At 71.8% G+C, this 21,698-nt stretch carries 20 protein-coding genes and 1 riboswitch; of the genes, 14 read left to right on the top strand and 6 right to left on the bottom strand.

All coding sequences use genetic code 11. The features are described from left to right. Positions 1-13: 13 nt before the first annotated feature. Positions 14-1,363 carry a crotonyl-CoA carboxylase/reductase gene (gene ccrA, locus FRAEUI1C_RS15340; protein WP_013424220.1) on the bottom strand — a complete coding sequence of 450 codons (1,350 nt, stop codon included), beginning with the start codon at positions 1,361-1,363 and terminating at the stop codon, positions 14-16. 743 nt (positions 1,364-2,106) lie between these two features. On the opposite strand from ccrA, the gene FRAEUI1C_RS15335 reads away from it, so the two are divergent. The 11 genes from FRAEUI1C_RS15335 (at position 2,107) to FRAEUI1C_RS15285 (ending at position 12,619) form a co-directional block, all read left to right on the top strand. Next, positions 2,107-3,768 (top strand): MFS transporter, encoded by a 1,662-nt coding sequence (locus FRAEUI1C_RS15335; RefSeq protein ID WP_013424219.1) that lies wholly within the window; start codon positions 2,107-2,109, stop codon positions 3,766-3,768. Further along, positions 3,769-4,374, top strand: a complete 606-nt coding sequence (locus tag FRAEUI1C_RS15330; RefSeq protein WP_013424218.1) for a TetR/AcrR family transcriptional regulator — start codon at positions 3,769-3,771, stop codon at positions 4,372-4,374. It abuts the gene before it with no gap. Between the two features lie 542 nt (positions 4,375-4,916). Next, a complete protein-coding gene (locus FRAEUI1C_RS15325) occupies positions 4,917-5,843 on the top strand; it encodes an ABC transporter substrate-binding protein (protein ID WP_157734947.1) in 927 nt (308 codons plus the stop codon). Further along, the gene (locus FRAEUI1C_RS15320) at positions 5,840-6,769 is read left to right on the top strand and encodes an ABC transporter permease (RefSeq protein ID WP_013424216.1); all 930 of its coding nucleotides are present in this window, start codon (positions 5,840-5,842) and stop codon (positions 6,767-6,769) included. The genes FRAEUI1C_RS15325 and FRAEUI1C_RS15320 overlap by 4 nt, the downstream gene beginning before the upstream one ends. Beyond that, positions 6,751-7,566: an ABC transporter ATP-binding protein gene (locus FRAEUI1C_RS15315; RefSeq protein WP_013424215.1), complete on the top strand. Its 816-nt coding sequence runs from the start codon at positions 6,751-6,753 to the stop codon at positions 7,564-7,566. The genes FRAEUI1C_RS15320 and FRAEUI1C_RS15315 overlap by 19 nt, the downstream gene beginning before the upstream one ends. Before the next feature lie 95 nt (positions 7,567-7,661). Next, on the top strand, positions 7,662-8,570 hold the full coding sequence (locus tag FRAEUI1C_RS15310) for a TauD/TfdA dioxygenase family protein (protein ID WP_013424214.1): 909 nt from the start codon (positions 7,662-7,664) through the stop codon (positions 8,568-8,570). Between the two features lie 92 nt (positions 8,571-8,662). After that, positions 8,663-9,541: an ABC transporter substrate-binding protein gene (locus FRAEUI1C_RS15305; RefSeq protein WP_013424213.1), complete on the top strand. Its 879-nt coding sequence runs from the start codon at positions 8,663-8,665 to the stop codon at positions 9,539-9,541. Between the two features lie 24 nt (positions 9,542-9,565). Then, the gene (locus FRAEUI1C_RS15300) at positions 9,566-10,519 is read left to right on the top strand and encodes an amino acid ABC transporter permease (protein ID WP_013424212.1); all 954 of its coding nucleotides are present in this window, start codon (positions 9,566-9,568) and stop codon (positions 10,517-10,519) included. Beyond that, positions 10,512-11,270: an amino acid ABC transporter ATP-binding protein gene (locus tag FRAEUI1C_RS15295; RefSeq protein ID WP_013424211.1), complete on the top strand. Its 759-nt coding sequence runs from the start codon at positions 10,512-10,514 to the stop codon at positions 11,268-11,270. Before FRAEUI1C_RS15300 ends, FRAEUI1C_RS15295 begins: the two co-directional genes overlap by 8 nt. A 123-nt stretch (positions 11,271-11,393) precedes the next feature. Further along, positions 11,394-12,038, top strand: coding sequence for a cysteine hydrolase family protein (locus tag FRAEUI1C_RS15290; RefSeq protein WP_198318756.1), 645 nt, complete (start codon positions 11,394-11,396; stop codon positions 12,036-12,038). Positions 12,039-12,049: 11 nt separating this feature from the next. Beyond that, positions 12,050-12,619, top strand: a complete 570-nt coding sequence (locus FRAEUI1C_RS15285) for a TetR/AcrR family transcriptional regulator (RefSeq protein WP_013424209.1) — start codon at positions 12,050-12,052, stop codon at positions 12,617-12,619. 79 nt (positions 12,620-12,698) lie between these two features. Here FRAEUI1C_RS15285 and FRAEUI1C_RS15280 read toward each other — a convergent pair whose 3' ends face one another. Then, a complete protein-coding gene (locus tag FRAEUI1C_RS15280) occupies positions 12,699-14,357 on the bottom strand; it encodes an aminotransferase class V-fold PLP-dependent enzyme (protein ID WP_157734946.1) in 1,659 nt (552 codons plus the stop codon). 27 nt (positions 14,358-14,384) lie between these two features. After that, a riboswitch (SAM riboswitch) is annotated at positions 14,385-14,500 on the bottom strand. A 316-nt stretch (positions 14,501-14,816) separates the two neighbouring features. Between FRAEUI1C_RS15280 and FRAEUI1C_RS15275 the strand changes: the two genes are divergently transcribed. Next, entirely contained in the window at positions 14,817-15,509 is a 693-nt protein-coding gene (locus tag FRAEUI1C_RS15275) for a TetR/AcrR family transcriptional regulator (protein ID WP_013424207.1), read from the top strand. A gap of 1 nt (position 15,510) precedes the next feature. Continuing rightward, the gene (locus FRAEUI1C_RS15270; RefSeq protein ID WP_013424206.1) at positions 15,511-17,031 is read left to right on the top strand and encodes a sulfatase family protein; all 1,521 of its coding nucleotides are present in this window, start codon (positions 15,511-15,513) and stop codon (positions 17,029-17,031) included. Between the two features lie 328 nt (positions 17,032-17,359). Here the strand turns inward: FRAEUI1C_RS15270 and FRAEUI1C_RS15265 are convergent, their stop codons facing one another. Further along, entirely contained in the window at positions 17,360-18,277 is a 918-nt protein-coding gene (locus FRAEUI1C_RS15265) for an NADP-dependent oxidoreductase (protein ID WP_013424205.1), read from the bottom strand. Between the two features lie 173 nt (positions 18,278-18,450). Between FRAEUI1C_RS15265 and FRAEUI1C_RS15260 the strand changes: the two genes are divergently transcribed. Beyond that, positions 18,451-19,308, top strand: coding sequence for a helix-turn-helix transcriptional regulator (locus FRAEUI1C_RS15260; RefSeq protein WP_013424204.1), 858 nt, complete (start codon positions 18,451-18,453; stop codon positions 19,306-19,308). 39 nt (positions 19,309-19,347) lie between these two features. Here the strand turns inward: FRAEUI1C_RS15260 and FRAEUI1C_RS39565 are convergent, their stop codons facing one another. The 3 genes from FRAEUI1C_RS39565 to FRAEUI1C_RS15245 all read right to left on the bottom strand — a co-directional run bounded on the left by FRAEUI1C_RS39565 (position 19,348) and on the right by FRAEUI1C_RS15245 (position 21,535). Further along, the gene (locus FRAEUI1C_RS39565; protein ID WP_013424203.1) at positions 19,348-19,743 is read right to left on the bottom strand and encodes a hypothetical protein; all 396 of its coding nucleotides are present in this window, start codon (positions 19,741-19,743) and stop codon (positions 19,348-19,350) included. A 476-nt stretch (positions 19,744-20,219) separates the two neighbouring features. Beyond that, positions 20,220-21,158 (bottom strand): ribose-phosphate diphosphokinase, encoded by a 939-nt coding sequence (locus FRAEUI1C_RS15250; protein WP_013424202.1) that lies wholly within the window; start codon positions 21,156-21,158, stop codon positions 20,220-20,222. A gap of 158 nt (positions 21,159-21,316) precedes the next feature. Then, a complete protein-coding gene (locus FRAEUI1C_RS15245; protein WP_049806915.1) occupies positions 21,317-21,535 on the bottom strand; it encodes a hypothetical protein in 219 nt (72 codons plus the stop codon). Between the last annotated feature and the right edge of the window lie 163 nt (positions 21,536-21,698).

Below are 21,698 nucleotides of genomic sequence, written 5' to 3'. Positions count from 1 at the left end.
CTCTAAATCGCGGCTAGGCCGCGGCTCTGGCCAGGCCGTTGTGCCGCAGCGGGGTGATGCGGTCGGTACCGATCCGGGCCCGGCGGGCCGGGTCGGTGACGCCGAGGCCCTCCCGCGGGGCCAGGCAGAGCACGCCGACCTTGCCGATGTGGCCGTTGTTCTGGACGAGGCGCGCGGCCTCACCGACCTCGGCCAGCGGGTAGGTCGCGCTGAGCGCGGGCTGCAGCCGGCCCAGCGACAGCAGCCGGTTGCACTCGGCCAGCTCCTGGAGGTTCGCGGCGTGGCTGCCGATGATCCGCTTCAGGCGCATCCACAGGTAGCGGTTGTCGAAGGTGTGCTGGTACCCGGTGCTGGAGCCGCAGGTCACCACCGTGCCGCCCTTGCGGACGACGAACACGGACGTGCCGAAGGTGGCCTGGCCGACGTAGTCGAAGGCGATGTGCGGGTCCTCCCCCACCTCGCGGCGGATGATGCCGCCGAGCCGGCGCCCGACCGCCAGGGTGTCGGCCGGCGTGGGCGCGCCCTCGGGCATGCCCAGCTCACGGCGGTCGATGACGACCTCCGCGCCCAGCGCGCGGACGAGGTCCGCCTTGCCGTCCGAGCCGACGACACCGACGGCGATGCCGCCGCCGGCCTTCACGAGCTGGACCGCGTAGGCGCCCAGTCCGCCGGCCGCGCCCCAGATCAGCACCACGTCGCCCTGCTTCATCCGCGCACCGCGCTCGCTGATCAGCATCCGGTAGGCCGTGCCGGCGCACAGCGGGCTGCTGGCCGCCTCCTCCCAGGTCAGGTGGCCCGGCTTCGGGAGGAGCTGGGTGGCCCGCACGACCGCGTAGTGGGCCAGGCCGCCGAAGTTGGTCTCGAATCCCCAGGCCCGCTGCTCGTCCCCGAGCAGCCCGTCGGCCTGGGTCGCCGGCTCCTCGCTGTCGACGTGCATCGGGCTGGTGACCACGTGGTCGCCGACCCGCCAGCGGCGCACCCCGGCCCCGACCCCGACGATCACGCCCGCCGCGTCCGAGCCGACGACGTGGTACGGCAGGTCGTGCCGGGCCTCCCAGCCTCCCTTGGCGCCGAGCTGGCGCAGGAACCGGAACGTCGGGATCGGCTCGAACATGGCTGACCAGACCGTGTTGTAGTTGATCGAGCTGGCCATCACCCCGATCAGCACCTCGTCCGGCGCGAGCTCCGGCATCGGCACCCGGCCGACCCGCAGCGACTTGCGGACATCCTTGTCGAACACGTCCGTGAACATCTCGGTGTCCTCGGCACGCAGGTGTGCCGCGAGGTACTCGCTCGGCGGGGCGAAGCGCGCGAGCTCGGCCCCGTCCAGACCGGACGCCAACGCCTCAGAAAGCGGGTCCATGGCCTATCCACCCTCCCATTCCGCGCACGCGGGAAATCGGTTCGCCGATGGTCGAGAATGGACGCTAGCCGGCGTAGGATGAATGCCCTACCCCTACCGACCCCTAAGTCACCGGCGTGATCCTCTGGGGCCACGTGGGCAGCGGATCCCCAGGTTGGCGGGTCAACCGGACGGGTAATTCATTGCCCAGCTGCTGCGGAAATGTTTCTCGAGAGTGACCAGCGAGAGCAGAATGACACGACCACGAGTCGCCGCATCCCAGGAAAACCCGCTGATCGAATCCTGGATCGCCTGGTCTCGCGCCGAAGCCGCCCTCCTCACTCGCCGCCGGAATGATGGCGAACAACGGGGACGCGTCAGCCGCCCGTCGCCCCGCGCCACCGGAAACGCGGTGTCCAGCCCAGCAGCGCGCGCTCGGCGGCGGTCGCGAGATCCCGGACGTCGAGGAACGCGCCGTACTCGCGCATGATCGCCGTTTCGGCCCTCCGGTGGTCGCGATCGAGCCCGGACTACGACCACTCGAGGGTCCAAACGGCGATCACGCGGACCGGGCCGGCGTCGGCTCCCCGAGCCTCGCGGACGCCGCGCCCCGAGATCCGGGCCTACGCCGTCGACGGGTGAGGGCCAGCCGTCGTCCGGTCAGAGCCGCCAGAGACCCCGCGACAGCCGGTCTCGACGTTCGTCATCGACTGCATTAGAGTCACTCACTGACAGATAGACGTCGAGTGACATGGGTGGTCGCGATGGGTCGGAAGTGGTGGGCGCTCGGCGGGGTCGCGGTGGCGGTGTTCGTGGTCGGCCTGGACGGGACGGTGCTGTCGGTGGCACTGCCGGTGCTCGCGCCGAGGCTGCACGGCTCGGCCACCGATCTGGTGTGGTTCTCCTCGGCCTACCTGCTGACCTGGGCCGCCGCGATGCTGCCGCTGGGCTCGCTCGGCGACCGGTACGGGCGGCGCCGGGTGATGATCGGGTCGCTCGCCGCCTTCGGGGCGACCTCGGCCTGGGCGGCCTGGTCGGGATCGGCTGGGATGTTCATCGCCGCTCGCGCCGTGGGCGGAGTCGCCGGGGCCGGCATCGTGGTGATGGCGATGTCGGCGGTCACGGTCATGTTCACCGAGGAGGAGCGACCCCGGGCGGTCGGGGTGTGGGCCGGGGTGAACTTCCTGGCGCTGCCGACCGGGCCGATCCTCGGGGGCTGGCTGCTCGACCGGTTCTGGTGGGGCTGGGTCTTCCTCATCAACGTGCCGGTCGTCGTGATCGCTCTGGTGGCCGTGGTCACGCTGGTGCCGGAGTCCCGCGCCCCGCGGCAGGGCCGGCTCGACCTCGTCGGCATGGTGCTGTTCGGCGCTGGGCTGGCCGGGCTGGTCTACGGGTTCGCCGAGGCCGGCACCCGTGGCTGGGCCTCGGCGGTCGTGATCGCCGCGCTCGCCGCCGGCACGGTCCTGCTGACGGCCTTCGCGGTCTGGCAGCGCCCGTCGACCCCGGGCCCGGCCACGACACCGGCCGCGATGCCGGCCGCGGTCCGGGTGCGGGAACCGCTGGTCGACGTCAGCCTGTTCCGCATTCCCGAGTACGTCTGGGGCACGGTCCTGGCCTTCCTGTGCTCGCTGGCGATGATCGGGCTGCTGTTCACGCTGCCGCAGTACTTCCAGGCCGTGCTCGGGGTCGACTCGATCGGCTCGGGCCTGCGCCTGCTCCCGCTGCTCGGCGGGCTCGCCGTCGGCGCGGCCGGCGCCGAACCACTCGCGAAGGCGATCGGCGCGAAGGCGGTGCTCGCCGGCGGCTTCGCCGTGATGGGCTCGGGCCTGATGGTCGGGGCGGCCACGGACCTGTCGAGCGGCCTCGGGTTCCTGTCCGTCTGGACCCCGATCACCGGCGTCGGGATCGGGACGGTGATCGCCACGGCGACCGCCGCGGCTCTCGGGCGCATCCCTGTCGCCCGGGCCGGTACCGCGTCAGCCCTCATCCAGGCGTTGCAGGACGCCGGCAGCCCGTTCGGCGCCGCCGTGCTCGGCACCGCGGCGCTGGCCGGCTACCGCGGGCACCTCGACACCACCGGGCTGACCGCGGCTCAGGCCGGGGTGGCGCGTGGCGGGGTCTTCGACGGCGCGGCGCTGGCCGACCAGGTCCACTCCCCCGCCCTGCTGGCCGGTGTCCGTTCGGCGTTCGTGTACGGCGTCGACACCGCTCTGCTGCTCTGCGGTGGGATAGCGTTCGCCGGGGCGCTGCTCGCGCTGCTGGTGTTCCCACGCCGGGCGACCATCGGCTCGTCGGCCGCCGCTGCCGCCGGGAGCCAGGCCGACGTCGAGACACCACCGGTGTCGCTGGTCGCGCGGCAGTCGGGTGTGCCCCAGCCGGGTGCCGCGACAATGATCGAGCCAGCCCTGGGCGATGGGAGCGCGTAGTTGTCGCAGGATCGGCCGTCGTGGCGCCAGACGCAGACGATCGCGCTCAAGCAGGCGATCCAGGCGGCCGCGCTGCGCCTGTTCGCCGAACGCGGCTACGCCGAGACCACGGTCGGCATGATCGCGGACGAGGTCGGGATCGCGTCGCGGACCTGCTTCCGGCACTTCCCGACCAAGCCCGACCTCGTCCTGTGGGACGCGGCCGACTACGACCTGCTGGCGCACTTCCGCGCCCGACCCGCCGACGAGGGCGTCCTCACGGCGTTCCGCGCGGCCCTGCGGGCCGGCTACGCCACCCTGACCTCCGAGCAGCGTGACCTGGAGCAGCACCGCGCCAAGCTCATCGCCGCGATACCCGAGGTCCGCGCGGCCCATCTGGACCACCTCACCTCCGCCCTGCGCGAGTTCACCCTTGCCGTGGCGGAACGGGCCGGACGGACACCGGACGACGGCGACGTCGTAGCCGTGAGCGGCGCCATCATCGGCATCCTGATGATCAGCCAGCTCCCCGCGGCCGAGCGGTCCTCGCCGGAGCCGGAGCCGGACCAGGTGACGGTGCTCGACGATGCCCTGGCCCGGCTCCAACAGGGATTCGGCGCCCTCTGACCAGGACGCGCACAGAACTGTTTGTTGACAAACCCAACCGAGTTGGTCGACTATCGGCAGCGTGTCGACGATGGGCCGCAGCGGAGAGCTGACCACGCGCCGTTGCGTCGACTTCGAGCGCGTCAGCAGCGCCCTCTGTTCGCACTGACGACCGGACTCGTCTCGACACTCTGACCTCGGGGCTTTGACCTCGGGGCAGGGACCTCCGGGGCAGAGGCCTCCGGGCTACAGACCCCTGGGCCAACCGGCCGCGCGCCGCCGCGCCGCGTGCCCCTTTTTCCCTGGCCACCCTGCCATCTGGCCACCCTGCCGTCCGCCCACCCTGCCGTGTGCCCACCTGCCGTACGCCCACGCCCGGACCCGCCGTGGTCGGCGACCGCCATGCTGCCTGGAAATGGATTCCCGTGCGTTCACCCCTCGTTCGTCGCACCATGTGCGCCCTCGTCGTTGCCGCTTCACTCTCCGTGTCCGCCGCGGCCTGCAAGAGCGGTGCGTCGACCCGGGCCGATGACGGCGCGACCGCCGCCGCCACGGCCACCCCCGTGAGCCTCAGCACGACCATCCCCGCCGGTACGACCCTGCGGGTGGGTGACCAGCTGGACTTCCTGAAGAACCTGCTGCGGCTGTCCGGCCAGGACACCAACGTCCCCTACAAGGTCGAGTACTCGACCTTCATCGGCGGCCCGCCGATGCTGCAGGCCTTCGAGGCCGGGGCGCTCGACACCGGCTTCGTCGGCAGCACTCCGCTGATCTTCGCGCAGGCCGGGAAGCAGGGCCTGCACGCGGTGGCCGGCTTCCAGTACAGGACGGGCAGCTACCAGCTCGTCAGCGCGCCCGGCCACAGCGACATCACCGGCTGGGCGTCCCTGAAGGGCAAGAAGGTCGCCTACCAGAAGGGCACCGCCGGCGAGGCCGTGCTGCTCCAGGCCCTCGACGCCGCAGGGCTGAAGCTGTCCGACGTCGACTCGGTCGACATCCCGCAGACGCAGGTCGCCGCGGCGCTGCAGAGCGGCTCCGTCGACGCGGGTCTGTCCATCGAGCCGCTGACCAGCGCCTTCCTCGCCAAGAACCCCACCGCGAAGAACGTGGCGACGACGACCGCGCTGCCCGACCGGTCGAACTTCGTCATCGCCAGTGACGCCACGCTCGCGAGCCCGGCGAAGACCGCGGCCGAGGCCGACTACCTCACCCGGCTGGTGAAGGCGTGGGCCTACCTGGGCGACCACCCGGGCGTCTACACGAACGCCATCTACGTGAAGCTCTACGGCCTCACGCCTGAGCGCGCGAACGAGATCGTCGCCGCCACCGGCACGCCGACGTTCTTCCAGCTCCCCGGTGGGATCGTCGCCCCGCAGCAGCGGCTGGCCGACCTCTTCCAGAGCGCGGGCGAGATCCCGGCGAAGATCGACGTCTCGGAGGAGTTCGACTCCCGGTTCAACCAGGTCGTCGCGAAGGCCCAGGGCCAGTGACCCTCTCCGAGATCACCGAGGCCGGCCGGGCACCGAGCGCCAAGCCCGTGGCCGCCAAGCCCGTGAGCGCCAAGCCCGTGAGCGCCGAGCCGATCCTCGCGGTCGCCGCACCGGCGCGCGGCCTGGTCCGGCTGCCGACGCGCCGGCCCGGCGAGGCGGCCGGTTCACGCTGGCGGGTTCCCCGCGGCGTCGAGCGGCTGGCGGGGGTGGTGCTGCTGTTCGCGGGCTGGCAGCTGGCGTCGAGCGCCGGGTGGCTGAGCCCGCGGGTGCTCGCCGGCCCGTCCGCGGTGGTCACCGTGGGCTGGGACCTCGCCAGGGACGGCACGCTGTGGGCGGCGCTGCAGGCGTCGCTGTGGCGGGTGCTCTGGGGTCTCGGACTGGGTGTTCCGATCGGGGTCGTCCTCGCGCTCGCGTCCGGGCTGACCCGGGTCGGCGACGACCTCGTCGACGCGAACATCCAGATGCTGCGCTTCGTGCCGATCATCGGCATCCAGCCGCTGCTCATCCTGTGGCTCGGTCTCGGCGAGACCGCGAAGATCAGCCTGATCGTGATGGGTGTGGCGTTCCCGATCTACGTGAACACGTCGGTCGCCATCAAGTCGCTGCACCCGGGCTACCGGGAGCTCGCCGACGTCGCCGGGCTCAGCCGCGCCGGGCTGATCCGGCACGTCGTCATCCCGGGCGCGCTGCCCAGCTTCCTCGTCGGCCTTCGGCTCGCGGCGGCCGTGGCCTGGCTGCTGCTGGTGTTCGCCGAGCAGCTGAACGCCCACAGCGGGATCGGCTACCTCATGATCCGCGCGCAGACGTTCTTCCAGTCGGACGTGATCGTGCTCTGCCTCGTCATCTACGCCCTGCTCGGCCTGGTCACGGACGGGCTCATCCGACTTCTCGACAGGAGGGTCCTGCGGTGGCAACCGGGACGCTGACGACAACCACCACGGGAGCCGCCCGGGACTCGGCGCGCACGACGCCGCCAGCCGCCGACGCCGGTTTCGTCACCCGGAACCTCACCCGGTCGTTCGGGCCGCGCCAGGTGCTGCGCGGCATCGACCTGGAGGCCGCGCCCGGTGAGTTCGTGGCGTTGCTCGGCCGCAGCGGCTCCGGCAAGAGCACGTTGCTGCGCGCCCTGGCCGGTCTCGACGCCGAAGCCGGTGGCGAGATCCTCGTCCCCGAGCGCCGGGCCGTCGTCTTCCAGGACCCGCGGCTGCTGCCGTGGAAGAGCGTGCTGGACAACGTCACCCTCGGTCAGCATGGCGCGGCGGCGGCCGAACGCGGTCGCGCGGCGCTGGCCGAGGTCGGCCTCACCGGCCACGAGCGGGACTGGCCGAAGACGCTGTCCGGCGGCGAGGCGCAGCGGGCGGCGCTCGCCCGGGCCCTCGTCCGCGAGCCAGCGCTGCTCCTGCTCGACGAGCCGTTCGGCGCGCTCGACGCCCTCACCCGGATCCGGATGCACGCGCTGGTCCAGGAGCTGTGCAGCCGGCACCGGCCGGCCGTCCTGCTCGTGACGCACGACGTCGACGAGGCGGTCCTGCTCGCCGACCGGGTGCTGGTCCTCACCGACGGGCACATCTCGCTCGACGTCCCGGTCGAGCTGCCCAGCCCACGGCTGCGCGGCGACGGGGCCTTCACCGCGCTGCGCTCACGCCTGCTGCGCGAGCTCGGCATCGACGAGAGCGCCGCCGGCGCCCACGCGCCGTCGGGGCAACCACCGCCCGCGCGCTGAACCGCACTCCGCGCTGAGCCGGGCTTCGCCTTGACCGAGCGGCGCCCACCCACGAGCGGCGCCCACCCTCGACCCACCTCGCAAGGAGACCTGCCATGACCATCACCGCGCCAGAAGCCCCAGCCGCCGCCACGGCACCCGACGTCCCCTTCGAGGTCATCCCGCTCTCCGGCAACCTCGGGGCCGAGATCCCCGGCCTCGACCTGCGGACCCTCGACGACGACACGATCGCGGCGGTCCGCGCCACCTGGCTGCACTACAAGGTGGTCTTCTTCCCGGGCCAGGACCTGACCCCGCAGGACCATCTCGCCTTCGCCCGCCGCTTCGGCGAGCCGACGGAGGGCCACCCGGTGATCCCGGGCCTGCCCGACCAGCCCGAGGTGTTCCAGATCGACTACACCCAGGCCAGGGAGCTGGCGGCGGCCTACGGCGACGTCAGCGACGTCTCGCGCGGACTGCACTGGCACACCGACGTGACCTTCGTGCGGCGCCCACCGCTCGGCTCGATCCTGCGGGCCGTCGAGGTTCCCCGGGCCGGGGGCGACACGCTGTTCTCCAACCAGGAGGCGGCCTTCGACGACCTCAGCCCGGCGCTCCAGGAGTTCCTGAGCACGCTGACCGCCGTGCACGACGGCCAGGACCAGTTCAAGGTCATCCTCGACCTGATCGGCGAGGGCACCTGGGAGGGCAAGACCTTCACGAAGCTGGAGCCGGTCGAGCACCCGGTCGTGCGTACCCACCCGGAGACCGGAAAGCGGTCGCTTTTCGTGAACCCGGGCTTCACCTCGCGCATCAAGGAGCTGAAGCGCACCGAGAGCGACGCGCTGCTCGCCTACCTCTTCCAGCATTCCGTGCGCCCGGAGTTCACGGTGCGCTACCACTGGCAGCCGGGGACCATCGCCTTCTGGGACAACCGGGCCACCCAGCACGCCGTCGTCGGCGACTATGGTGACCACCGCCGCGTGATCCAGCGCGTCACCCTGCGCGGCGACGAACCCCGCTAGCGCTCGAACACGCGGCCATTCCCGGGCGGAGTCGCCGGGCTGTTCTCCGGCGCGCACGCGTCTCCTTCGTCTCGTTCCCTGAAAGGGTTCTCATGCTTCGCCCTCGTCCGCGCCGATCGCGGTCGTTCGCCGTCGTCGTCGCCGCCACCACCGCGGTGGCGGTTCTCGCGCTCGCCGCGTGCGCCTCCGACGACTCGCCGACGGCCGCGGCACCGTCGCCCGGCGCGACCGGGATCGCCGCGCTGCACCTGGTCCACCCGGGGCAGCTGACCGTCGCGACGGACTCGCCGGCCTATGACCCGTGGTTCTCCAACAATGACCCGACCAACGGGCTGGGCTACGAAAGCGCGGTCGCCTACGCGGTCGCGGGCCAGCTCGGTTTCACCAAGGACCAGGTGAAGTGGGTGAGCGAGCCGTTCGACAAGTCGTTCGCGCCCGGCGCCAAGAACTTCGACTTCGACGTCAACCAGATCTCCATCACCGCCGACCGCAAGCAGGCCGTCGACTTCAGCACCGGCTACTACGACGTCGCCCAGGCGATCGTCGCGCTGAAGTCCAGCAAGATCGCCGGGGCGAAGTCGCTCGCCGACCTCAAGGACGCGAAGCTCGGCGCCCCGGTCGGCACGACCAGCCTCGACGCCATCACCGAGAAGGTGAGGCCGACGACGCCGGCCGCCGTGTTCAACGACGTCAACGACGCCAAGAGCGCGCTGGAGAACGGCCAGATCGACGGCATCGTCGTGGACCTGCCGACCGGCTTCTACCTGACCGCCGCGGAGATCGACAACTCGGTGATCGTCGGCCAGTTCCCGTCGACCGGAACGCCGGAGCAGTTCGGCCTGCTGTTCGAGAAGGGAAACCCGCTGGTCAAGAACGTCGACACGGCCCTCGCCAAACTTACGGCGAGCGGCGACCTGGGCACCCTGCAGAACCGCTACCTGGCCAGCGCCGGAGCGCCGGTGCTCCAGTAGCCGGCATCTAGTAGACATCGTCGGGTGAGCGCGGGAGCGAGCCCGGCCGCGGCCCAGGAACCCCCGAAGCGGGGGGCCGGGACGCGGCCGGGCGGGACGGCAGCCGTCGGGGCCGACACGGCAAGGGGGGTGGCCTGGGTCGCGAGTGAGCGCCAGCAGGAGCGGGACCGCTATCGACTGCGGGCCCGTCGGCGCTCGGTGGTGATCGCGGCCGCCAGCACGCTGGTCCTCGCGGCGGTGCTCGTGATCGGGGTCGGGACCAGCTCGGGGTGGCCGCTGGTCCGGGCCCGGTTCTTCTCCGGCAGCGAGATGGCCGACGCCTGGCCCGCCGTCTCGCACGGGCTGCTCGTCAACCTTCGGCTCTTCGTGGTCTGCTCCGTCGCCGCGGGAGTGTGTGGCCTTTTGTTGGCCCTGCTGCGCACGGTTCCCGGGCCGGTGCTGTTCCCGCTGCGGGTGCTCGCGGCGGCCTACACCGACCTGTTCCGTGGGCTGCCGGTCATCCTCGGGCTCTACCTGGTCGGTTTCGGGCTGCCCGCGCTGCGGCTGCAGGGCACGCCGCGCGACCCCGTGGTCCTCGGCGGCATCGCGCTGACCCTGACGTACACGGCCTATGTCGCCGAGGTGATCCGCGCAGGCATCGAGTCGGTGCATCCCAGCCAGGTGGCCGCGGCCCGTTCGCTCGGCCTTTCCTACGCCAAGACGATGCGGTTCGTCGTGCTGCCGCAGGCCCTGCGCCGGGTCGTGCCGCCGCTGCTGAACGACGCGATCAGCCTGCAGAAGGACTCGGGTCTCGTGTCCGTGCTGGGTGTGGTCGACGCGGTTCGCTCGGCGCAGATCGCCACGTCCGCGCACTTCAACTACTCGCCGTACGTGCTCGCCGGCCTGCTGTTCCTGGCGATCACGATTCCGCTGACCCGGATCACCGACTACCTGGGGGCCCGCACCGCCCGCCGCCGGGGGGCCGACCACCGTGGCTGACCTCGCCGGAACGCCCACCCCGGTGCTGTCCGTGCGCGGGCTGCGCAAGATGTTCGGCGACACGGTCGTGCTGCGCGACATCGACTTCGACGTGCTCCCCGGCCAGGCGGTCGTGCTCATCGGCGGCAGCGGCTCCGGGAAGTCGACGCTGCTGCGTTGCCTCAACCTGCTGGAGACCGTCGACGACGGCGACATCCACCTGGACGGCCGGGAGATCACCGACCCGCGGGTCCACGCCGACGAGGTGCGCCGCCGGATCGGCGTGGTCTTCCAGGCCTACAACCTGTTCCCGCACATGACCGTGCTGCGGAACGTCACCCTCGCCCCGATCCGGGTGCACCGCCGGCCGCGGGCCGAGGCACGCGACCGGGCCCGCGAGCTGCTCACCCGGATCGGCCTCGCCGACAAGCTCGACGTCTACCCGGACCGGCTCTCGGGCGGCCAGCAGCAGCGCCTCGCCATCGTGCGCGCCCTCGCCGCCGGCCCGGCGCTGCTGCTCCTCGACGAGATCACCTCGGCGCTCGACCCGGAGCTCGTCGGCGAGGTGCTCACCCTGGTCGGCACGCTCAAGCGCGAAGGCCTCCCCATGGTCGTCGCCACCCACGAGATGGCCTTCGCGCACGAGATCGCCGACGAGGTCCTCTTCCTCGACGCGGGCAGCATCGTCGAGCGAGGCACGCCGAGCCAGGTGCTCGACAACCCCCGCGAGGCCCGCACCCAGCAGTTCCTCGCCCGCCTCACCGCCCACTGACCCGGACTCTGACCTTGAGCCCTGGCAGCCGCGGGCGCTCGGGCGATTGCGGGGTCTGGCCGCCCAGGTTGACAGTCTGGATGATGCCCATCATCGTTCTGGATGACAGGGATCATCCAGAGGGTGGCGAAGGGACGTGGGGTGGCACGCACCGAGTACGAGCGGGAACGGACCGGGCTGATCCTGATCGACCCGTACAACGAGTTCCTCGGCGAGGCGGGCAGGGTCTGGCAGATGGTCCAGCAGGTCGCCGAGTCGGTCGACCTGCGGCAACATCTGCGCGAGGTGCTCGAGGCCGTCCGCGCCGCGGGAATCCAGGTCTTCGTCGCGCCACACCGCCGGCGGCGCCCTGGTGACTTCGACAACTGGAAGCATCTGACCGGTGGCCAGCGGGCGATCCAGAGCGGCGGCCTGCTGCAGTACGGCAGCTGGGGTGCGCAGTGGCACGCCGAGTTCGGACCCCAGCCGGGCGACGTCATAACACACGAGCACTGGGTGTCCGGCGGGTTCGCCAACACCGACCTGGACTTCCAGCTCAAGCAGCACGGCATCGAGAAGATCATCCTGGTCGGGCTCGTCGCTCACACCTGCGTCGAGTCGACTGGCAGGTTTGGTGCCGAGCTGGGTTATCACGTGACGTTGGTGAAGGACGCGACCGCCGCTGCCAGCCAGGAGGCGATGCACGCCGCCCACGAGATCACCGGGCCGACGTACGCCCACTCGATCGTCACGACCGGCGAGCTGCTCGCCGCCCTGCCGACCGGTTAGCGGCGCCACGGATGGGGCATTCGCGGCAGGTCAAGGACGACAACCACCGGCGCGTGGTCACCATCGCCGCCGCCCGGTTCCGCGAGGCCGGGCTGGACGGACCCGGCGTCGCCGAGCTGATGCAGGAGGCCGGGCTGACCCACGGCGGCTTCTACCGCCACTTCGCCTCACGCGACGATCTCGTCGCCGAGGCCGTCGAACACCTGAGAGCGCAGTTCGAGCTGGGCCTCGACGCGGTGGCCGAACGCGGCGTCGCCCGCCTCGTCGCGGACTACCTGACCGAGCGACACCGTGACGCGCCGGCGACCGGGTGCGCGGTCGCCGCGCTCGGCGGCGACATCGCCCGCAGCACCGACCGGGCCCGCTCGGCCTACACCGAGCAGGTCCGGTCCTACGTCACGTTGCTCACGACGCCGCTCGACGCGGACAGCGACCCGGCAGCCGCCAGGCGCCGCGCCCAGGCGACCCTCAGCGCACTGGTCGGCGCGATGCTGCTGGCCCGAGCGGTCAATGACGACGAGCTGTCGCGAGAGCTGCTCAACTCGGTCAAGGACCAGCTCCTCGGCCCATCGCCGTCCTGACGTCACCGTCAGGCCCTCAGGAGAAGGCACACGACGCTACGCCGTAGGAAGGCCTGGACTCGGACGCGGGCCTTTTCTGTCAGGTGTCGCAGGGCGACGCGGCCGGCGTGGGCGCGGCCGGCGCCCCGCTGGCCCAGCCGGGCAGCAGCCGGTCGTCGCCGTCCGGTGCCCATCCGCCCGGCCCACGGGAGTAGCGCCAGCTCGGGCCGGTCGTCAGGTACTCGCGCACCGCGGTGAGCAGCCGGTCGACGTCGGCGGCCGTGGTGCCGACGCCGACGCTGGCCCGCAGCGCCCCGCCGGACGCGCCGAGTCGGCCCAGCAGCGGGTGCGCGCAGAACCGGCCGGCGCGCAGGCTGATCCCGTGCTCCGCCGACAGGTACGCGGCGAGCGCGTCCGGGTCGCGGCCCTCGACGGTGAACGCGACCACCCCCACCGGGGCCGTGTCCCCGGTGTGGCCGTCTCGGGTATCGCTGTCCATGGTGTCGGCGTTCCCGGTGTCGTCGCGGTCGGCGTCGGTCCAGAGCCGCAGGACCCGGACTCCGGGCAGGCCGGCGAGGCCACCTTCGAGGCGGGCCCGCAGCGCGTCGTCGTGGGCGGCGAGCGCCCCGGCGGGCAGCGCGGCGAGCGCCCGGCAGGCGGCGGCCAGTGCCGCCGCGCCGGGAAGGTTCGGAGTCCCGGCCTCGTGCCGCGCGGGAACGTCCGCCCAGGTCACCTCCGGCGACGGCGGCCCGTTCTCGGCTGGCGACGGCCCGTTCTCGTCTGGCGACGGCACGGCGGTCGGCGGGCGCAGGCTGACGTCGCGGACGGCGCCGCCGCCGGCCAGGTACGGCGGCGCGAGCCGCAGCCAGTCGGCCCGCCCGACGAGCGCGCCGGCCCCGAACGGCGCGTAGAGCTTGTGCCCGGACAGCGCCAGGTAGTCGACACCGAGCACGGCCAGGTCGATCCGGCGGTGCGGGGCGAGTTGGGCGGCGTCGACGAACACCCGCGCGCCGTGGGCCTGGGCGAGCCGGACGACGTCGGCGAGCGGCAGCCGCTCTCCGGTGACGTTGGAGGCGCCGGTCACGGCGACGAGCGCCGTCGGCTCGGCGCGCAGCGCCTCGGCGAGCGCGTCGAGCGTCCCCGCCAGGGTCGAGCGGACCGGCACGACGACCCGGTGCTGCGCCGACCAGGGCAGCAGGTTCGCGTGGTGCTCCAGGTCGAGCACGACCACCCGCCCAGGCCCCTCAGGCAGGTGCGCGACGGCGCGGGCCAGCAGGTTCACCGCGTCGGTGGTGTTGCGCGTGAAGATCACCGTGTCGTCCGGGCGGGCGCCGAGGAACCGCGCCACCTCCGCGCGGGCGTCCTCGTAGACGGCGGTGCAGACCTGGGAGGCGAAGCCGGCGCCCCGGTGGACACTCGCCGAGTACGGCAGCAGCCTGGCCACCTCGTCGGCGGCGCTGGTGAGGCTCGGCGCGCTCGCCGCGTAGTCGAGGTTCACGTGCCGGGTCCGGCCCCCGCCGACCAGCGGGATGTCAAGGTCACCGCCGACGACCGGCAGCAGCGGCACGGCTCCCGCGCCGGCGGCGAGGTCGGCCGTGCCGGCGGGAGCGCCCGTGCCCGCGGGAGCGCCCGTGCCCGCGGCCGGGTCGCCCGCGCGGCCGGCCGCGTCGCCCCCGCCGACGGCTGTGCCACCCGTGCCAGCCGTGGCGGCTGGAGTGAAGGATCGATCGAGAACGGACTGAGGGCGCGCCACAGCCATACTCCTTGGGTCCCGGGACCCTGGAAGGGTCCGCGCTTGCCGGCCGGACATCCCGGCGCGGCCTGGTCTCTACCCGAGGGGCACCCCACCGCGGAGGAGGGTTGCCGGCCAGCGAGCTCGGGCTTGCGCTGGCGCTCTTGACCTGGTTCGAACGTTAACTGATCTGTCTCACCTGCCGCCGTACGACGGCCCGACCTGGCGCGCGTACGTCGCCGCGGGCGGTGTCAACGACGCTAGCAGATTTCCCACCCACTTAGTGGGAATTAGCGCCGATCCGGCTGGTCTTGATCGCCGTTTCAGCCCTCGCATGGTCGTGACCTGGGCGTTTCCACAACCACCCCAGGGCCAAAACGGCGATCATGACCGACGGGAGTGCCGACTCGGCGCCGGCGCGACCGGTGGACCGCCCCCCGCGCCTCTAGTTGCACTTCGAGTGCAACTAGGTTCAGGATGGCCGACATGGACGGTCGCAACGCGCGGGGGGCGCGCAACCGGAAGGCGATCGTGGACGCGACGCTCACGCTGGTCGCGGAGCGGGGAGCGCTTCCGACCGCCCACGAGATCGCGCAGCGGGCCGGGCTCGCGCCCCGCTCGGTGTTCCACCACTTCCCCAGCCTGGAGGCCCTGCTGGCCGAGGCGGCGCGGTCGCGGGCCGACCTGTGGCGGTCGCTGCTGACGCCGCCGGAACCGGGCCGCTCGCTCGCCGAGCGGCTCGCCGCCGCCCTCGGGCAGCGCGCCGAGCTCTTCGAACAGATCAGCGCTGTCCGCCGGGTCGCGGTGCGCCTCGAGTCGAGCTCGCCGTTACTCGCCGAGCTTCTCGACGACAGCCGGGGGGTGCTGCGCCGGCACCTACGCCGCGCGCTGAACCCTGAGCTCTCCGCCGTCGGCCAGCCTGGCGCCGCGGGCATCGAGACCGCCGCCAGCTGGGAGATGTGGGACCTGCTGCGCCGCGACCTGCCGGTCGACGCGGCCCGCGCCGCCCTGACGGCCCTGATCGAGCCACTCCTGACCCGGGCATCCGGCACCGCGCCGTCCAACGCCCCGCCGTCCAGCACCCTGCCGCCCGGCGCCCCGCCGTCCAGTACCGAGCAGTCCAGCACCCTGCCGTCCGGGTCACGCGTGAGCCGGGCACCAGCGTCGAAGGAACACTGACATGGGACGCAAGATCCTCTTCATAACCACCGACCAGCAGCGCTACGACGCGCTGGGCTGCAACGGCGGCACCGTCGCCCGCACGCCCGTCGTCGACGGGCTGGCCGCCGCCGGACTCAACTACCGCCGCGCGATGAACCAGAACGTCGTCTGCATGCCGGCCCGCAGCACGATGATCACCGGCCAGTACGTGCGCACCCACGGCGTCTACGCCAACGGTGTCCCGCTACCGGCCGACGCGCCCAGCATCGCGGCGTACCTGAACGCGAACGGGTACCGCACGGCCCTGCTGGGCAAGGCGCACTTCGAGCCCGGCTTCGACCTGGAGGGCCGCTGGCCGGAGAACCGGCTGGCCCGGGACGGCTCGACCGGCCCGCACCGCGGCTTCGAGCACCTGGAGCTCGCGATGCATGGGCCTCTCCCCCTGTGGCACTACGGGAAGATGATCCACGAGCATCCCGGCAACCACGCCCAGGACTTCTACCAGCTCTTCGCCAACGGCGGCCTCAACGCGGCCGGCGGCGGTGACACCGGAGCGCCCCAGGTGAAGGTCAATCCGGTGCCGCGCGAGCTGTACCACACCGACTGGGTGGCCGAGCGCGCGATCGCCTGGCTCGACAGCCTCGACGCCGACGAGGACTGGTTCTGCTGGATCAGCTTCCCCGACCCGCACCACCCCTGGGACCCGCCCGCCTCGGAGCTGGGCCGGGTCAACTGGCGCGACCTCGACCTGCCCGCCGGGCATCCGGGCTCCCCCGAGGCCACCCGGAAGATCCTCGAAGGCAAGCCCGCGCACTGGCTGGCCTTCTACGACGGCTCGCACCCGAACCTGGAGGGTGGTCCCACCGAGTTCGTCCCGGCCCTGATGACCCACGACCAGGTCCGCGAGGTCAACGCCTTCACCCACGTCGAGAACGAGCTCATCGACGAGGCCGTCGGCCGGGTGCTGCGCCGGATCGACGAGCGCGGCTGGACGAACGACACCGACGTCCTGTTCACCACCGACCACGGCGAGCTGCAGGGCGACTTCGGCCTGCTGTTCAAGGGCCCGTACCACTGCGACGCGCTGATGCGGCTGCCCCTGGTGTGGCGGCCGGCGCCGTCGGCCGGGGTCACCCCGACCGTCGTCGAGGACCCGGTCGGCCAGCTCGACCTCGCCCCGACGTTCTGCGAGATCGCGGGGCTCCCGGTCCCCGAGTGGGTGCAGGGCAGGGCGCTGCCGAAGACCGACGGGACCGGCCGGGAACGCGTCATCACCGAGTGGGACAGCCAGTTCCCCACCGAGGATCTGCATCTGCGCTCGATGTTCCGGGACGGCTGGCTCGTCACCGCGTACGAGCCCGGCGGCGGCTATGACGGGACCGAGGGCGAGCTGTACAACCTGGCCGAGGACCCGCTGCAGTGGCACAACCGTTGGGACGACCCCGCCACCCGGTCGCTGCGCGACGACCTCGTCACCGACCTGCGCGACAACCTCCCACCGGCCCACGACCCGAAGCTCACCGTCGAGGCCCCCGTCTGACCAGTTCTTCCCACAGCCGCGCCGCCGGTCCGGGTGCCACTCCAGGGCACCCCGGACCGCGGCTCCGGCAGTCCCAGCGCGTCCATGATCACGGCCCTGGCAGTTCCAGTACGTCCCGACCGCGGCCCTGGCAGTTCCAGTGCGTCCATGATCGTTGTTTCGGCCCTCTGGTGGTCGCCAAATGGCGCCGGGAACGACCACGGGAGGGCCGAAACGGCGATCATGGGACTCTGCCGGACTGGCGCGGCTGCCGCCGTCGCGCCGCCGTCCGCCGTCTGACGCGCTCCGCCCGCGAGGCCACGGGACCTGTCGCGGGCCCGGTGCCCGGTCAGGGGATCAGCACGATCTTGCCGCGGGTGTGGCGGTGGGCCAGCTCGCGGTAGGCGTCGCGTACCTCGGCCAGGGGGTAGGTCTTCGCGATCGGGACCTCAAGCGCGCCCTTGTCGACCAGCGCGGCCAGCTCCGCGACCACCTCGGCGGTCGCGGCGACGGCGTTGCCGTCGGTCCTGGCGCCGTACTTCTCCGCAGCCACGGGGTCGATGACCGTGTCGATCCGGTCCGGGCGAATCCCGAGGTCGACCGCGAGCTCGACGTAGCCACCGCCGAAGGTGTCGATGAAGGCGTCGACCCGTCCGCCCGAGGCGTCCCGGATCCGGTCGGCGACCCCGTCGCCGTACACGACGGGGATCACGCCATGGTCGGCGAGCCAACCGTGGTTCGCCGGACTGGCCAGGCCGATGACCCGCGCACCCGCGGCGGTGGCGAGCTGCACGGCGATGGAGCCGACCCCGCCCGCCGCGCCCGACACCACGACGGTGTCGCCGGGCACCAACGAAACGGCGCGAACGGCCGCGTACGCCGTCGTGCCGGCCACGAAGAGCGAACCGGCCACCTCCCAGGAAACACCCGACGGGCGGCGGGTGAGGTTGCCTTCCTCGACGAGGACGAACTGGGCCTGGCTGGCCCGGTGGTCGGTGAACCCGATCACCTCGTCGCCGGGCACAACCTGCGTGACCCCCGGGCCGACCTCCGTCACGATGCCGGCGAGGTCGCTGCCCTGACCCGAGGGGAACGTCGCGGGCCAGCGCTGCGCGAAGGCGCCCGTCCGAATCGCCGCCTCGCCCGGGTTGATGCCCGCCGCCTTCACCTCGACCAGGACCTGGCCGGCCCCGGGGATCGGCCGGGGCACCTCGACGACCTCGAGCACCTCGACGTCGCCGTACTCGTTGAACCGCACCGCCTGCATGGCACCGCACCTCTTCCGACTCTGCCGTTTCCGAACGACTGTGCCGTTTCCGAACCTGTCGTTGCTGGGCACGGCCCACGCTGGCATCGCGCGGCGGAGGCGGGCAGCGGACGGCTTTCCCTAGGATCGGCGATCCTTGGCTGGCCACCGCCGGCGGCGCGATCCTTGGTGTCATGGACCGTCCCGAGCTGGCCGACTTCCTGCGCCGATCGCGCGAGCGGCTGCGCCCGCACGAGGTCGGGCTGCCGGGGGGACCGCGCCGGCGCACCCCGGGGCTTCGCCGCGAGGAGGTCTCCCAGCTCGCCGGCATCTCCGCCGACTACCTGATGCGCCTGGAGCAGCGGCGCAGCCCCCAGCCGTCGACGCAGGTGCTCACCGCGCTGGCCCGGGCGCTGCGGCTGACCGAGGACGAACGGGCCCATCTGTACGTCCTGGCTGGCCACCGGCCACCGGCCGGGCGTCTGGCCGGCAACCACGTCCGCCCCGGCCTGCTGCACCTGCTCGACCAGCTGACCGCGACGCCGGCCCAGATCCTCACAGACCTCGGCGACATCCTCGCGCAGAACGCCATGGCCTTCGCCCTGTTCGGCGGGCCCTGCTCGCTGCGCCGGCACGACTGCACGCAGGACCACAACATCGTGTGGCAGTGGTTCAACGACCCCGCGGTGCGGCACGCCTACCCGGCCGACGAGCAGGACGACCAGGGCCACCGCCTGGTCGCGGACCTGCGCGCGGCGGTCGCGCGCCGCCGGTACGACGCCGATTCCACCGCGCTGGTCGCCAGGCTCAGCGCGACGAGCGCGGAGTTCGTCGCGCTCTGGCAGCTGCACGAGGTGGCCGTCCCCCGGCACAGCCGGATGCGGGTGCTCCACCCGACCATCGGGCCGATCGTGCTCGACCGCGAGATCCTGCTGACCCCGAGCGAGGACCAGCGCCTTCTCATCTACACCGCCCCGCCCGGCGCCGCCGACCTCGACCACCTGGAGCTCCTCCGGGTCATCGGCTCCGAACAGTTCGCCGCGGACGAGTAGGCCCTGCGCTGGTGGGCCCCGACCGGCCGCGATGTTCTCTCACAGGAGCCCGGAGACCAATGGGTGCCAGTCGGAATGCTCCGCCAGGTTGGCGCGCATGACGGGACTGTTTTCGAGCATGTGCCTTGCATAGCTTTCCCAGCCCGCGCGATCATATTTACTCAACTTATAACGTCCCTGCAAAACCCACTCGCAGGCGTCCAGCATCATCTCCGCCATGGCGAGCACACGATTCGCGCTGGCATCATCAGAAGACAACTCTTTTCGGTCATAAAAGTAAGGGCGCAGTTCAGGGTATTCGAGGAACGCCTCGCTCAGCCGTAGCGCCAGTTCAGATAAGGTCTGATGGGCGGTCCGATCCACGGAGCGGCGACCAATACTATAGGCCGTCAACGCCGAGAGTATCGAGACCACCAAAGCGATTGCGCCGAGCATGCCGCGCCCCTGTCTCGCGATTGTACCCATGGAGAATAGCCGGTATCCGCCGGGCGCAGGCACTAACCCGTGCGACGAGCCTCGGGCAGGAGCATCCTCTCCTCCGCCGCGAGCGGGACCTCGGCCCGGCTTGTCGCGGCGGCCGGTGGTTCCGCATTGGCGAGGTGTCCAGCGCTCCGAGCTGATGATCTCCAACGGGCTCTCGGGCTGCTCCCCGAGGACAGGCCAAGTCACGCGATCGTCGGAGACTTCGGCGCGCGGTCGCAGGGACTCCGTACGTCGCGGTGACCTGGGCATCAGGCCGGACCCGGACTTGGAATCGGTCGAAGACACGCCAAGGGCTCTCCCTCGAGCCCTGGCCACCCTGGCCAGCCATCAATGGAACGTCGGCCAGTGTCCGCACGCGTCGAATCGAAGGCCCCGGGCCCGTGGACAGCGCCAGGCCGAGAGCGGGCGGGCGACCCGGTCATCGCCGCTCAGTCGAACAGGGCGCTGACCGATTCGCCGTTGTGGATGCGGCGCATGGCCTCGGCCAGCGCGGGCGCGACGGACAGGACCTTCAGTTTGGGGATGTGTTCCTCGGCCGGGATGGGAACGGTGTTGGTGCAGACGATCTCGAGGACGTCGGGCTGGTCGCCGATGCGTTTGAGGGCGCCGCTCGCGAACAGCCCATGGGTGCAGGCAACGCGGATCGACCGGACGCCGATGTCACGGAGCCTGTTCAGGAGCTCGAGAACCGTACTGCCCTTGGCGATCTCGTCGTCGAGAATGATGATGTCGCGGTCGGCGACGTCACCGATGACCGCGCTGATGGCGACCCGGTCGTCGGCGAACCGCTGCTTGGCACCGGCCGCGACCTGAACACCCAGTCGGCGGGCGAAATGCGCGGCCTCCTTGGCGTTGCCGAGGTCGGGCGAGACCACCGTGGTGTTCGACAGGTCGTACTGACGAAAGTGCTGGGCCAGTTCGCGTAGCGCGTGCAGGTGGTCGACCGGGACGCTGAAGAAGCCGTGTACCTGCGGTGCGTGCAGGGTCATGGCGAGGATCCGGTTGGCCCCGGCGGTGGCCATCAGGTCGGCGACCAGCCGTCCTCCGATAGAGATCCGTGGTGCGTCTTTCTTGTCCGACCGCGCGTACGAATAATGCGGCATGACGACCGTGGTCCGCAACGCCGATGCGCCCTTGGCCGCGTCCAGCATGAGCAGCAGTTCGACGAGGTTCTCCTGGACCGGCCTCACGAGCGGCTGGATGATGAAGATGTCCCGTTCGCGGCAGTTCGCCTGCAGCTGCACTTCCAGGCAGTCGTTCGCGAAGCGCTCGATGCGAACCGGCGACAATGGCGTCTCGAGGTGCTGGCACACCTCCTCGGCTAGTCGCCGATGGGCGCTTCCACTGAAGACGACAATCTCTCGCACAAACCGACCCGACGTTAGTGCGGATGAAACGGACGTCCCCATCCTACAGGCGAAGTCTTGTCGCAGGACAAAGCCGTGCCTCGATCAGGATGCGGGTTGGCCACACGCTGCCAGCGTGACGCCGGCGGTCGTGGACAGGGGCCCAGTCACGTTGTCAGTTAGCAAGCGAGGTTCATGATCACTTCTGGTCGGCGTTCGGGGCGGCGGACGTGCTGGTGGATCCCCGCGGCCGTGTTCGTGATGCCGGTCAGGCGTAGGACCGCGACCGCCGGGCCACGCAGCCTGGCCGTGGCCGCGGGTGCGCTGCCGGGTGGAACCTGGCCGAGGTCCTCGCCGAAGGTGACGTCGTGGATCGGGCGCAGCCAGTTCGCCGCCAACCGGCGCTCGGGCGACCGTGGCGGACATGGCTGGTCAGACGTGTGGCAGACGGGTGACCAGGGAGGCAGCCCCGACCTCGCCCGGCGGGCGAGCGAGCGGCGGTCAGCGGGCCCGCCGCCGGCGGGCGGCGACCCGCACCACCCCCACGCAGGCGAGGCAGCC

The sequence above is a fragment of the Pseudofrankia inefficax genome (assembly GCF_000166135.1).
GTDB lineage: Bacteria > Actinomycetota > Actinomycetes > Frankiales > Frankiaceae > Pseudofrankia > Pseudofrankia inefficax.
Note: the sequence above shows the minus strand (reverse complement) of the source record. Positions and strands in the feature narration are given on the sequence as shown.

Bases quoted from the DNA above. Each gene is read 5' to 3' on its own strand.
- FRAEUI1C_RS15335 (WP_013424219.1), top strand. From the start codon at position 2,107: ATGGGTCGGAAGTGGTGGGCGCTCGGCGGGGTCGCGGTGGCGGTGTTC.
- FRAEUI1C_RS39565 (WP_013424203.1), bottom strand. From the start codon at position 19,743: ATGCTCGGCGCAATCGCTTTGGTGGTCTCGATACTCTCGGCGTTGACG.
- FRAEUI1C_RS15275 (WP_013424207.1), top strand. From the start codon at position 14,817: ATGGACGGTCGCAACGCGCGGGGGGCGCGCAACCGGAAGGCGATCGTG.
- FRAEUI1C_RS15310 (WP_013424214.1), top strand. From the start codon at position 7,662: ATGACCATCACCGCGCCAGAAGCCCCAGCCGCCGCCACGGCACCCGAC.
- ccrA (WP_013424220.1), bottom strand. From the start codon at position 1,363: ATGGACCCGCTTTCTGAGGCGTTGGCGTCCGGTCTGGACGGGGCCGAG.
- FRAEUI1C_RS15260 (WP_013424204.1), top strand. From the start codon at position 18,451: ATGGACCGTCCCGAGCTGGCCGACTTCCTGCGCCGATCGCGCGAGCGG.
- FRAEUI1C_RS15305 (WP_013424213.1), top strand. From the start codon at position 8,663: ATGCTTCGCCCTCGTCCGCGCCGATCGCGGTCGTTCGCCGTCGTCGTC.
- FRAEUI1C_RS15280 (WP_157734946.1), bottom strand. From the start codon at position 14,357: ATGGCTGTGGCGCGCCCTCAGTCCGTTCTCGATCGATCCTTCACTCCA.
- FRAEUI1C_RS15285 (WP_013424209.1), top strand. From the start codon at position 12,050: ATGGGGCATTCGCGGCAGGTCAAGGACGACAACCACCGGCGCGTGGTC.
- FRAEUI1C_RS15265 (WP_013424205.1), bottom strand. From the start codon at position 18,277: ATGCAGGCGGTGCGGTTCAACGAGTACGGCGACGTCGAGGTGCTCGAG.
- FRAEUI1C_RS15270 (WP_013424206.1), top strand. From the start codon at position 15,511: ATGGGACGCAAGATCCTCTTCATAACCACCGACCAGCAGCGCTACGAC.